Genomic DNA, 13,229 nt, shown 5'->3' with positions numbered 1-13,229 from the left:
CAACTGAAGGACCCGATTGTTGGCTGCTACACAGCTCTTATTATTTGTTAACTCAGTGTTACAAGCTAACTTAAAGCGATTTGACTGTCAAAGCTATTATAATATCTCCTAATGGCATGACAACAGTACAATTTTACGAGGTTGTTTAATAACTAAACGCTTCACCTCACTTATCCAGTCGGACAGTTGTAGTCGCTCCAGAGCGGCGCTCATTTCAACGTTACGATCAAAATGAGTTTCGGCCATTTGAATCGCTCCCCAAAAGCGTTGGCTACGGGCGCGCAAACTGCGATCGTTTATCGTTAATTGCTCAGATAGGGTTTGTTTAGCGTGCTTCCAGCGCTGTAATGTCAGCACGTTGTCGAGCTGTTCAATTTTATCGTGCAATACGGTGTGAATGTGTTCCTGTAAGGCGGATGTGTTATGCGTCGGTGATTGCACAAACACCATGAAGCCCGGTAGGCGTCGAACAGGGAAATACTGGCTCCCAACGACATAACCCAGTTGCCGCTGGGTTCTGAGTTCGTCGAATAAACTCGCATTAAGCAACTGTTGCGCTAACATCCACGTAATTTGCTGTTCAGCACTGTCGTTATCGCCCTGAAAGTATACTAACACGGCATTGTCGCCAGTCGCTTGCTCTACGGTTCGGTGAATGTGCGTGTGAGGTTCAAGACGCTTAGGTTGTAATTGAGGAGGAGAAGCCGTTAACCGTCCTGAGGCGCTGTCACGTATCAGTTGATGTAATTCAAAAGCGGTTTTAGCTTGCCAATCACCATGTATTAAAGCCGACACCCCCATGGAGTTAAAAAGCTCGCTACTTAGTTGCGAAAAGCCTTTATAGTCTAATGAGTTCAAGCCTTCGGCCATATCGGAGAGCGAGAACAGGCACGGCTGTAGTGTCAAATTAAGCTCAGCAAACAGTCGATTGAGCGGCTGATTGTTGTGGGCGGACTGCCAGTTATGCTTAAGTTGCTGAGCGACAGAATTGAATCGACCCCGTTTAAATTTTACTTTCCAAGCCTGCTTCATTAACTGTTGTAGTAGTGGCAATTGACCCGCTGATAACCCCATTGTATGAATCGTCATACCGGACTGGGTCGGGTAAATATTAAAGTGTAAGCCAGCGACCTCAGCGTCATAAAGTGCTTCATTCAGCGAATCGATTAATAGTTCCGACCAAAGACGTGCCGCAGCGAAGTGAGTCGCCGACTGATTGACCGCTGGCGATTCGAGATTTAAATAGATATGCCCTTTGGGCACTCTAAAATCGGGGTCTTGTAAATGCCAGATGGTGACATTGTCGCTTTTTATCAACGCTACGGGCTCTCTGAGCTCGCGCTCTAGCGGGTAAGGTTCAACATGAGAAGTGATATAAGGGTTTTGCGCTGGTAGTTGATAATTAAAAGTGCCCGCTGGGCTATTAAGAGTGTTTAATTCCTCTTTTGTCAATGCACGGATACTAAAGGGTGTGTGATATAACTCTGTTTGTTGATCGGTCTCTACATCGCCATGGATCAGCGTGATACGGGCACGTTCGGGCGCCATTAAAGACAGTGTTTGTTTAGCTCGAGCAACCGACAGTCCATCCATGCGGTAGTCTCCGTAAACGACATCGTGGATGGGGTAGTGGTGTGCATTAACAGACAGTTGAGGAGCCAGTTCACCGGCGGGCGGTGTCTCTTGAAAGTGAAATGAAAGTTCGGAAGTGAGCCGTTTCTCCTCGTAGCGCCAAGCCTCGAGTCCAGAACTTGCAATCAACTGAATATAGTTGAACACCGCCTGCGCTACTTGTAGGGCGTGAACAACACCTGCCTCAGTAAGCTGAATATTTAAGTTGAAATCCTTGTAGCCGCTGCCGCTCATACCACCGCCCGCCGAGAGGCTATTAACCCATCCACGCGCCCGGAGAGTTGCATAGAGGCTATGAGGGCCTTCATAGCCAAGAATGTGAGCAATAAAGCTCGTTGTTTTATTTTTATAGTCGTCATCAATGCCAGGGAGGGGCAACGTGATGATCAGACGACGAGCCGGATTCACGGGCTTAACTTGAATGAATACGCCTAACTGGGAGGGTAAGTAAAGTGGCAGCGCCTCGAGCGATTTAGGATCATTTTCTTGACCGCTGCTGATGTCCGAAAAGTAGTGTTGCGCCATCTCGGCGAGTTCATCAACCGGTTGCGCGCCAACGATGGTAAGCCGCATGTTGTTGGCATTGAAAAAAGCACGAAAGAACTCACTTAACTGGTCTTTTAACGAGTGGCTATCGCTTTCTGCCAGCGTATCCATGTTACCTACCGAAAACTTACTAAAGGGATGCTCGGGGTTACAGGTTGTCTTGTGTACTTGATATAAACGCCGAAGTTCATCTTTCTCTTTTAAGCGGAATTCAGAGTCGATTGATTGACGTTCCTTATTGATTAAGGACTCGTCAAATAACGGCGCCATGAACATCGCGGAGAAATAATCTAATGCTCGCGAGAGTGCTCGGGTTTGACAGTCAAAGAAAAAATTACAGAATTCAGAGCCTGTCCAAGCGTTTTGTTGTCCACCGTAGGCACTCAAAAACTCGGGGAACTCGTTAGCATCCGGAAAGCGTTCGTTCCCTAAAAACAGCATGTGTTCTAGGAAGTGGGCGAGACCTTGGGTTTCAAGCGGGTCATTGAAATGACCCGCGCGCACAGCCAGCGATGCCGATGCCTTTTTACTGTGTGGGATCTGAACGCACACCACTGACAGTCCATTGGGCAGTTTTAGTGTACGGAAAGACCGCGGATCTTTTGGGCTCTTTATAACTTCACCGAGCTCTTCTATGAGCGGTTGCGTCATAGGAACTTATCCCATTAAGGTTCGAGCGGGGTATCGAAGTTTTCTGGTTTATCAAAATCACCCGACAAACGGGCGAGTTGACCGTCTTCAAAATCGAGTATCAATTCCTTGTGGAAAGGTTCACCCTCATTTGGATTCATGTCATAAACATAGACCCAACGCTCGCTGTTAAAGCTGTTTTCAGCGACCGGACGCCCTAATACGTAAGCAACTTGTTCCTGTGACATACCTACGCGTAATTTGTCGACATCGCGTTGTTCAAGGTAATTACCTTGAGGAATATCAATTCGATATACCCAATCGTTTAACACTGAGCAACCTGAGAGACCTGCGACGACCGCAACAGCGGCCAAAGTTTTTCCGATTTGTTTCATTAACTACTCTTACCGTTAAATGTTGTCACCGATGATAAACAAACAAAACCGAGTTAGCTAGCATTGGCGCAGGAAAACTTAATGAATAAGTAACTCCCGGGCGTTGTCTTTAGTTTTTTCGGTAATGCTATCGCCACCCAATAAGCGAGCGAGCTCATCAATTCGCTGTTCTTCGTTAAGCTGCCAAACTTGCGTTTCTGTTTGTGCGCCATCGGTTTGTTTGAGTACCTGCATTTGATGATGTCCCTTAGCAGCCACTTGCGGTAAGTGAGTGACACAGATAATTTGGCACTGCTCGCCTAGACTCCGTAACATTGAACCCACAACCGCTGCGGTGGGTCCACTCACACCGACATCGACCTCGTCAAACATCATGGTCGGTACCGTATTTTGATTGGCACACATGACCTGTATGGCAAGACTGATGCGTGATAGTTCCCCGCCCGATGCAACTTTACTAAGCGCTTGTAGCGGCTGCCCAGGGTTGGTGGTCACGGTAAAGCAGATTTCGTCGGTGCCCCAGAGCGTTGCTGTGGCTTTGTCATCATGATCAACTTGGATGACAAATTCACCATGGGGCATGTTTAACTTATGCATGGCGCGGGAAATTTCGGCACTCAGTTTGTCCGCTGCTTTTTTTCGGCTTGTCGATAGCTTAAGCGCCGCTTGCCGATAAACGGTACGTAATGCTTGACGTTGCTCAGCGAGTTGTTCGTTATCTTCCTCAGCGCGTTCGAGTTCATCCAATTGTTGTTGCAACTGCTGATGATGTTGATAAAGGTCGAGTGGCGCGACATGATGTTTTTTAGCGAGCGCAATCGCTTGGCTCATCCGTTGTTCAGTGACTTCGAGTTGCTCAGGATCAATATCTAATTGGTCTTGATAATTACGCAGTTCTAATGCTGTTTCTTCGATATGAACTTTAGCTTGTTCAAGCAGTGCTAAAATAGGCTGGATTTGCTCATCGAGCTCGGCTGATTCTTCCAATCGGCCGTGGGCGGCTTGAATGAGTCCCGATACATTATTGTGCTCGCCGTCATAAAGCGCATTTAGAGCAAAGGCACTGTTTTCCGTTAAGGCGCGAATATGAGTCAACCGTTTGTGGTCACTCTCAAGTTGCTCAAATTCGCCCTCTCCGATATTAAATTCATTGAGCTCTTTAACCTGATAACTTATTAGTTGTTTCTGTGCTACTAATTCTTCTTTGCGCTGCTGATGTTGGCGAAAACGCTTTTCGGTAGCCGCCCAGTTACGGTAGCTTTCTTGTACTTCTGTAATAAGTTCAGCATGCTGAGCGAACTGATCAAGTAATTCGCGCTGGTGCTCTTCTTTTACCAACAGCTGGTGTTCATGCTGACCATGAATATTGACCAATGTTGGCGCTAATGTGCGTTGCTGTGTGAGCGTCACCGGCGCGCCGTTAACCCAAGCCCGTGAACGACCATCTTTACTAATAGTACGGCGCAATACACACTCGAGGTCATCATCAAACTCGTTATCGACGAGCCAGCGGTGAGCGGGACTGTCGTGAGTGATAGTGAAGCGCGCACTGATGTCCGTTTTGTCGCAGCCCGGTCTCACCCAGTTGGCATCGGCACGTCCACCCAGGCATAGCCCGAGCGCATCCAGTGCGATAGATTTACCCGCACCGGTCTCACCGGTAATGGCGGTCATCCCGTTTTTAAACTCGATATCTAACTGCTTGACGATTGCAAAATTGCGAATGTGTAACTCAGTCAACATGGCTGGGCTCCTCACAATAAAAAGAACAGTAATACTGTTTACCTATACAGTATATACAGTAGTTATACAGTATTATTGTTCAATTGCAATGCAAAGAGTGACTTTTTTTTAGTCAGTTAGAAAAGACGGCTGCCCCAACCCAACTTGTTACGTAATACATGGTAGTAGCTGTGTGTTGTCGGATGCACCATCGTCAAGGTATGCGGGTGTTTTTCGATAATGACCTCATCACCTGGCATGACATCAAGACGCCCATGACCATCGCAACTGATTTGTAAATGATCGTTGTCCTTGGCTGCACGCAGTCGCACTCGGGAGTTTGCGTCGAGCACAATCGGACGACTACTCAGTGTATGCGGAAACATGGGGACCAAGGTAATAGCATTTAGGTTGGGGTGCAGAATAGGACCACCGCCGGACAGAGAGTAAGCCGTCGAGCCGGTGGGTGTCGCGATGATGACGCCATCGGAACGTTGCGAAAAGACAAATTGATCATCGACATAAAGTTCAAACTCGATCATGTGAGCGACTTTGTCTGAATGAAGAACAATTTCGTTCACCGCCACACCTTGTTGTTTAATTGACTCGCCTTTAACCGAGGCCGAGAGCAAGAAGCGTTCTTCTCTTACATAGTCACCCGCTAGCACATCCATCAGCGCGCTCACTGCGTCCTCTGGCGCTAAATCGGTCAAGAAGCCAAGGTTACCTCGATTCACTCCAATAACCGCCACATCATGATCACACAATGCGCGGGCAGCACCGAGCATATTGCCATCACCGCCGACGACTACCGCAATGTCGGCCCATTGTCCTAACTTCTCAAGTGAGCCCGTGTCGATGCAACTGCTTGGTTGCACCTGGGTGGCACAGCGTTCTTCCAAACAGACCTCATACTGACTTTCGCACAAGGCACTAATAAGTGCCTCAAGTGTGTGACGAGTGCCAGTATCATTAATTTTTCCTAAAAGCGCGACGCGCTTAAATGCGGGTTGTTTCATAGGGCTTACCGCTATCCTCTAGTCGTGAGTTAACGCTACGTGTTGCGTTAATTTTTATCAAGCGAAATAAAGGTCTTGAATCTTAATCGGACTATCCCCACATAACAACGCATACGTTCATTCGACATTTAAAGAGTATGGGTTATGAGTGATAAGCAACCAAATCAAACAACTGAGAACTTTGAGCAGCAAGCACAAGAAGCCGCTCAACAAGAGGCCGCAAAAGAGGCGGCTGAGCAGGCGGCTGAACAGGCGCTTGGTAGCGACGAACAACCAGAGACCCAGCAGCAAACAGCTGCGGCGGCAGACAATCAAGCGGACCGTATTGCGGAGCTTGAGCTCGCGTTAACTAAGGCCGAAGCCAAAGTGAACGAGCAAAAGGAGTCGGTATTGCGTAGTCAGGCGGAAATGGAAAACGTACGTCGTCGCGCGAGTCAAGATGTTGAGAAGGCGCATAAATTTGCGTTAGAGAAGTTTGCCAACGAGCTACTCACGAGTGTTGATAACCTTGAGCGCGCGATGCAAGCGGCTGATACCGAAAACCCAGAGTTAAAAAGCTTTTTAGAAGGTATTGAGCTGACGTATAAAAGTCTGACATCAACGCTGGATAAATTTGGCGTAAAAGCGGTCGGCGAAGAGGGCGAGGTCTTTAATCCAGACCTGCACCAAGCGATGTCGATGCAAGAATCGGCGGAGCATAAAAACAACACGATTATCGCCGTTATGCAGAAAGGGTATGAGCTCAACGGACGTTTACTGCGCCCAGCCATGGTGATGGTGGCACGTAATAGTAACGGCGGCGTGGATACAAAAGCATAATTTGTAAGAGAAATTATGTTTTAGGGCTTGTAATTTTAGATACAGCCCCCAAATAACAGTTATCGAAATCATTAACGCTCAAACCAGAGCGGTTTGAACAGAATAGAAGTAGTGGAGATTAATTATGGGTAAAATCATCGGCATTGACTTGGGTACAACAAACTCATGTGTCGCGGTTTTAGACGGCGGCAAACCTCGTGTTATTGAAAACGGTGAAGGGGATCGTACAACCCCATCTGTCGTCGCATTTACCGACGATGGCGAAACGTTGGTAGGCGCACCGGCGAAACGCCAAGCAGTCACCAACCCGAATAAAACCTTGTTTGCTATCAAGCGCCTGATCGGTCGTCGTTTCCAAGATGATGAAGTTCAGCGCGACATTGGCATTATGCCTTATAACATTGTCAAAGCAGACAATGGTGATGCTTGGGTAGAAATCGATGGCGATAAAAAAGCGCCACCGCAAATTTCTGCTGAAGTATTGAAGAAAATGAAGAAAACCGCAGAAGAGTTTTTAGGTGAGAAAGTCACCGAAGCGGTTATCACTGTACCTGCATACTTTAACGACGCTCAGCGTCAGGCAACAAAAGACGCTGGTAAAATCGCGGGCTTAGAAGTTAAGCGTATCATCAACGAGCCAACCGCAGCTGCACTGGCTTACGGCATGGATAAGAAGTCCGGCGACAACGTTATCGCTGTTTATGACTTAGGTGGTGGTACGTTCGATATCTCGATCATCGAAATCGACGAAGTCGAAGGCGAGCATACCTTTGAAGTACTGGCGACAAACGGTGACACGCACTTAGGTGGTGAAGACTTTGATAACCGTTTGATTAACTACTTGGTTGAGCAGTTCGAGAAAGATCAAGGCATCGATTTACGTAAAGATCCTTTGGCGATGCAACGTCTGAAAGAAGCCGCCGAAAAAGCGAAAATCGAGCTGTCTTCTGCGCAACAAACGGAAGTCAACTTGCCATATATCACGGCTGATAACACCGGTCCTAAGCACTTAGCGATTAAAGTAACACGCGCTAAATTAGAATCGTTGGTTGAAGACTTGATTAAGAAGTCGCTTGAGCCATTGAAGCAAGCACTGGCTGATGCTGATATGTCAGTGAGCGATGTTAAAGACATCATCATGGTCGGTGGTCAAACACGTATGCCTAAAGTTCAACAGGCCGTGACTGACTTCTTTGGCAAAGAGCCACGCCGTGACGTCAACCCAGATGAAGCCGTAGCACTAGGTGCAGCTGTTCAAGCCGGTGTTTTACAAGGCGATGTGAAAGACGTATTGCTGCTTGACGTTTGTCCGCTGTCATTAGGTATCGAAACCATGGGCGGCGTGATGACCAAGTTGATCGAGAAAAACACCACGATTCCAACAAAAGAATCGCAAACATTCTCGACCGCAGAAGACAACCAGTCAGCTGTAACGATTCATGTATTGCAGGGTGAACGTAAACGCTCAAGCGATAACAAATCGCTAGGTCAGTTTAACCTCGAAGGTATTCGTGCAGCGGCGCGCGGTGTACCGCAAATCGAAGTGACCTTTGACATTGACGCTGACGGTATCTTACATGTGTCGGCGAAAGATAAAGACACCGGTAAAGAGCAGAAGATCACCATCAAAGCTTCATCAGGTCTTGATGAGGATGAAGTCGAAAAAATGGTTAAAGACGCGGAAGCACACGCTGAAGATGACAAAAAGTTTGAAGAGTTAGTGCAAGCGCGTAACCAAGCGGACGGCTTAGTGCACGCAACGCGTAATCAGTTGAAAGAAGTCGGCGAAGCCTTGTCAGAAGATGATAAGAAAGCCATCGAAACCGCCTGCGACGAACTTGAGCAAGCTTCTAAAGACGGCGATAAAGACGCTATCGAAGCGAAGTCTCAAGCGTTGATGGAAGCTTCACAGAAACTGATGGAAGCTGCTCAGCAACAGCAAGCACAACAAGGTGGTGCAGAAGCCGGTGCAGAGCAAGCACAATCATCTAAAGATGATGACGTTGTTGACGCTGAATTTGAGGAAGTGAAAGACGACGATAAGAAGTAAGCTTAATTAGGCAACTTCGATATCAACACGGGTGTTGCCGAAAGGTAATGCCCGTGTATTTATTTTAGACAGGTGTAAAATCACAACAGAAGATTACGGTTATGGCGCAGGATTATTATCAGATTTTAGGTGTCGGCAAAGACGCCAATGAGAGAGATATTAAGAAAGCCTACAAGCGGATGGCGATGAAGTACCACCCAGACCGCACGAAAGGTGATAAAGAGTTAGAAGCCAAGTTTAAGGAAATTAAACAGGCCTACGAAGTGTTGTCGGATCCACAAAAACGCCAGATGTATGATCAATATGGGCACGAAGCGTTTCAACAAGCTCGCCAAGGTGGCGGAGCGGGCGCCGGTGGTTTTGGTGGCGGTGGTGCCGATTTTGCTGATATCTTTGGCGATGTATTCGGTGATATTTTTGGTGGCGGTCGTCGTCAGCAAGCGCGTCCTCAGCGCGGTGCGGACTTACGTTACAATCTAGAAATGTCGCTAGAAGACGCGGTGAAAGGTAAAGAAGTCGAATTGCAAATTCCGACCATGGTGGAATGTGAGGATTGCGACGGCTCAGGTGCGAAAAAAGGCACACGACCAGAAACCTGTAGTCACTGTCACGGTTCCGGTCAAATTCAAATGCGTCAGGGCTTCTTTGCTGTGCAGCAGGCATGTCCGCATTGCCGTGGTACCGGGTCTATCATCAAAGATCCATGTAATACTTGCCACGGTCAGGGCCGCGTTGAAAAAACCAAAAAACTATCGGTTAAAATTCCGGCAGGCGTAGATACCGGTGATCGTATTCGTTTAGCGAACGAAGGTGAGGCGGGAGAAAAAGGCGCGCCAGCAGGCGACTTGTATGTTCAGGTGCATGTGCGTGAACACCCTATCTTTGCGCGTGACGGCAACAATTTATACTGCGAAGTTCCAGTGAGCTTTACCAAGGCAGCGCTCGGTGGCGAAATTGAGGTACCGACGCTAGAAGGTAAAGTCAAATTGAAGGTGCCAAAAGAGACTCAAACGGGCAAACATTTCCGCTTACGTGGCAAAGGCGTTAAGTCAGTCCGTACGGGTGCTGTCGGCGACCTGATATGTAAAGTGGTCATCGAAACGCCGGTGAACTTATCATCGCGTCAACGGGAATTACTCGAGGAACTTGAGAGTTCGATGGGGCACGGCGACGAAGCGGCTAAGTTCAGACCCAAGGAAAAAGGCTTCTTTGACGGTGTTAAACAATTTTTTGATGACTTGCGTAGCTAAGACTAATATCGTTAGTACGAAGTCATTATTGTTTGCCTAAAGGAGGCATTATGCGGGCTTGGAAAATAGCGGCGTTGACGCTGGCGACTGTGACAGTAGTCAGTTGCTCAAAGTCGCCAACAGGACGTTCTCAGTTAGCTTTTTTACCCGAGGGTCAATTGAATCAAATGGGTGAGCAGTCGTATGAACAGATGAAAGCTGAAACGCCGATTAGTGACGACCCCGCGATTAATGCTTACGTCCAGTGCGTTAGTCACGCGTTGATTGATGTGCTACCCGAACCCTACAGTCAAGCAGATTGGGAAATCACTGTATTTGATCAAGACACGGTGAATGCTTTTGCCCTGCCGGGAAACAATATCGGTGTTTACCGCGGTTTACTGGATGTCGCAGAAAACCAACACCAGTTGGCTGCCGTGATTGGTCACGAGATTGGCCACGTGATCGCGCAACATAGCAATGAGCGTGTATCAAGCAACATGGCAGTCGGCGCGGGGCTTCAAATTGGTGCAATTTTTGCCAATAAGGAGCTAGAGAGCGATACTGCGGCGCTATTGATGAGTGCCTTAGGTGTGGGAGCGCAAGTCGGTATTTTGTTACCGTATAGTCGGACTCACGAGTCTGAAGCAGACCAGTTGGGTCTCGACTACATGGCAGATGCCGGGTTTAAGCCTATTGAAGCCGCTGACTTGTGGCGCAATATGGCGAAGCAGTCGAAAGGCGCTCCACCGGAACTGTTATCAACGCATCCATCACCACAAACGCGCATTGATGCCATAGAAGACTACGCACCAAGCTTGAGTGCGCGAGTACAACAAGCCCATCAACAAGGACGCAATCCTTCTTGTGAGCGACCTTCCTCGTGATTAATAAGACCAAGCCAAATTTTCGTTGGCTTGGTCTTTTAGTTATATGCTAGTCAAAAATTTTCTTTCGGCGACCGATTGATTGACGCTAAATTATCCGCATTTTTCTCGATGTGGACGTTCTATGTTTAGATTCTGGTTTAATATTCCCTTCTGGCAACGCGTACTGGGTGCATTTGTTTTAGGTGCGCTGGTAGGTGCTCTGTTCCCCGAAGCGGGACAAGCACTTAAGCCGTTGGGCGACCTGTTTATTCGCGCAATAAAAATGTTGGTGGCGCCGCTTATCTTTTGTGCCATTGTCAGTGCAATTACCGATTTAAACGATGGCCAAAAGCTAGGGCGCTTGGGAGCTAAAACGATTGGTATGTTCATGCTGACAGCCATTATCGCCAGTGCTATCGGCTTGACGCTGGGGACGCTTATCGATATGAGCCCGGCTCAGGCTCTCACCGCAACAGAACAAACCGAAAAGGTCATTCCGAGCGTCTCACAAGTGCTACTTAACTTTGTGCCAACTAATCCATTTGCTGCGCTCAGTGAAGGCAATGTACTTCAAATAGTTGTCTTTGCCGCGATTATCGGTGTTGCTATACAGAAACTGGGCGAACCTGCTGAACCGGTACGTCGAGTGATTAAATCGGGCGCAGAGGTGATGTATCAGGTCACTCGCATGGTCTTGCAACTTACACCGCTTGGCGTTTTAGGCTTAATGGCATGGGTGATCGGTGAATACGGCATTGCAAGTTTATTGCCTTTGGCCAAATTCGTGGGTGTAATCTATTTAGCAGTGCTGATCCACATTGTGGTGGTTTACGGTGGCTTTATCCGCACCATGGGGGGCATGAGTGCTTGGCAATTTTTCCGAGCCGTGTTCGATGCACAAGTCGTTGCCTTTACGACCTGCAGTTCATTTGGTTCCTTGCCAGCGGCACATCGCGCGGTCACTGAACGTTTGGGTGTATCGAAGGATTACGCGAGTTTTGTGTTGCCGCTCGGGGCGACTATCAATATGGACGGTTGTGGCGGTATTTATCCTGCCGTGGCGAGTATCTTTATCGCCAATCTGTACGGCATTCCATTGGATTGGATGGATTATGGCTTGATCATGATGACGGCAACGCTAGCATCTGTAGGAACGGCAGGGGTCCCCGGTACTGCGTTAGTGATGTTAACGGTGACGTTAAACGCCGTTGGGTTACCGCTCGAGGGAATCGCTTTTATTGCCGCTATTGATCGCATCATTGATATGGCGCGCACGATGACCAATGTTACAGGTGATATGATGGTAGCGCGCGTTGTTGCGCGCAGCGAGAACTTGTTGCAGGATAACAACCTTTATCAGGAAGCACGAGAAAGCGCATGAAATTAGGTGTATTGGGCGCCAGTGGGCGTATGGGCCAACAAATTATTGAGTATGCCGAGGCTTACGGCTTTGATGTGTCACATGCATTTGTAAGCAAGCAGAGCGACGCGCGCGGTAACCCCATTGGGCAAACTCACTATCATCATGTGTCAGAGGTGAATGATGCACCCGATGTATTAATTGACTTTAGCCTACCCTCTGCGCTGGAAGAAAACCTGGCGTATGCACAAAACCATCAGTGTCCGATTGTGGTCTGCACTACCGGGCTCGATGCCGCGCAACAGCAACTACTTCAGGACACGGCGCAAAAAGTAGCCACACTCCATGCGCGTAACACCAGCTTGGGTGTGGCACTGATGGAGCAATTAACGCGCATCGCAGCAGGCGCGTTTAAAGACGCAGACATTGAAATTTTTGAGGCGCACCATCGACATAAAAAGGATGGGCCATCAGGCACTGCTTTAGCGCTCGGCGAGGCCGCTGCGATGGGCAGAAAGGTAACATTTGAGGCCGTTAACGATGGCATTCGTGGCGATGGCTTACGTAGTGACGATGGCATTGGGTTTAGCGTATTGCGTGCTGCCGATATCGTCGGCGAGCATCAAGTTTGGCTGGCACAGGCCGGTGAGCGTATCGAACTCTCACATCGTGTGAGTGATCGTCGCATCTTTGCTGAAGGTGCATTGCGCGCGGCAAAATGGCTGACGGCTCAGGCGCCGGGTGAGTGCTATCAAATGGCCGATGTGCTGGACTTAAAAAAGCAACTGGCGCAACTATTGGATTAAAAACAGCGCTGGACGCTGCGTAAAAAAACACGTACAATACGGTCAATTTGCCTGATGTTAGTCATCTGCTAATTTCAGTGAGCAAAGAACGCGCGGTAAGGACCTTAAACGGGGAAGTCAACTTTGTATTGATTCACCCGTTTTTTTATGTA

The 13,229-nt window shown here is 48.2% G+C and carries 10 protein-coding genes; 6 read left to right on the top strand and 4 right to left on the bottom strand.

Annotated features, from left to right (window positions below; genetic code table 11):
- Positions 1–108: 108 nt before the first annotated feature.
- The 4 genes from AC3AP5_RS07710 to nadK all read right to left on the bottom strand — a co-directional run bounded on the left by AC3AP5_RS07710 (position 109) and on the right by nadK (position 5,944).
- Positions 109–2,829: an insulinase family protein gene (locus tag AC3AP5_RS07710; protein ID WP_487326428.1), complete on the bottom strand. Its 2,721-nt coding sequence runs from the start codon at positions 2,827–2,829 to the stop codon at positions 109–111.
- 14 nt (positions 2,830–2,843) lie between these two features.
- A complete protein-coding gene (locus AC3AP5_RS07705; protein WP_006955148.1) occupies positions 2,844–3,203 on the bottom strand; it encodes an outer membrane protein assembly factor BamE in 360 nt (119 codons plus the stop codon).
- Between the two features lie 78 nt (positions 3,204–3,281).
- On the bottom strand, positions 3,282–4,946 hold the full coding sequence (gene recN, locus AC3AP5_RS07700; protein ID WP_487326427.1) for a DNA repair protein RecN: 1,665 nt from the start codon (positions 4,944–4,946) through the stop codon (positions 3,282–3,284).
- A 116-nt stretch (positions 4,947–5,062) separates the two neighbouring features.
- Entirely contained in the window at positions 5,063–5,944 is an 882-nt protein-coding gene (gene nadK, locus AC3AP5_RS07695; RefSeq protein WP_006955150.1) for an NAD(+) kinase, read from the bottom strand.
- Between the two features lie 144 nt (positions 5,945–6,088).
- Here nadK and grpE point away from each other — a divergent pair, with 144 nt between their 5' ends.
- The 6 genes from grpE (at position 6,089) to dapB (ending at position 13,077) form a co-directional block, all read left to right on the top strand.
- Positions 6,089–6,763 (top strand): nucleotide exchange factor GrpE, encoded by a 675-nt coding sequence (grpE, locus tag AC3AP5_RS07690; RefSeq protein WP_006955151.1) that lies wholly within the window; start codon positions 6,089–6,091, stop codon positions 6,761–6,763.
- Positions 6,764–6,887: 124 nt separating this feature from the next.
- Positions 6,888–8,813: a molecular chaperone DnaK gene (gene dnaK, locus AC3AP5_RS07685; RefSeq protein WP_006955152.1), complete on the top strand. Its 1,926-nt coding sequence runs from the start codon at positions 6,888–6,890 to the stop codon at positions 8,811–8,813.
- A gap of 101 nt (positions 8,814–8,914) precedes the next feature.
- A complete protein-coding gene (dnaJ, locus tag AC3AP5_RS07680; RefSeq protein WP_272977894.1) occupies positions 8,915–10,063 on the top strand; it encodes a molecular chaperone DnaJ in 1,149 nt (382 codons plus the stop codon).
- Positions 10,064–10,113: 50 nt separating this feature from the next.
- Positions 10,114–10,929 carry a M48 family metallopeptidase gene (locus AC3AP5_RS07675; RefSeq protein ID WP_286681715.1) on the top strand — a complete coding sequence of 272 codons (816 nt, stop codon included), beginning with the start codon at positions 10,114–10,116 and terminating at the stop codon, positions 10,927–10,929.
- 124 nt (positions 10,930–11,053) lie between these two features.
- Positions 11,054–12,292: a dicarboxylate/amino acid:cation symporter gene (locus tag AC3AP5_RS07670; protein WP_487326426.1), complete on the top strand. Its 1,239-nt coding sequence runs from the start codon at positions 11,054–11,056 to the stop codon at positions 12,290–12,292.
- Positions 12,289–13,077: a 4-hydroxy-tetrahydrodipicolinate reductase gene (gene dapB, locus AC3AP5_RS07665; protein WP_487326425.1), complete on the top strand. Its 789-nt coding sequence runs from the start codon at positions 12,289–12,291 to the stop codon at positions 13,075–13,077. The genes AC3AP5_RS07670 and dapB overlap by 4 nt, the downstream gene beginning before the upstream one ends.
- Positions 13,078–13,229 lie beyond the last annotated feature (152 nt).

This window comes from Idiomarina sp. D18 (genome assembly GCF_057748155.1).
This window is presented reverse-complemented; position numbering and strand designations above follow the sequence as displayed.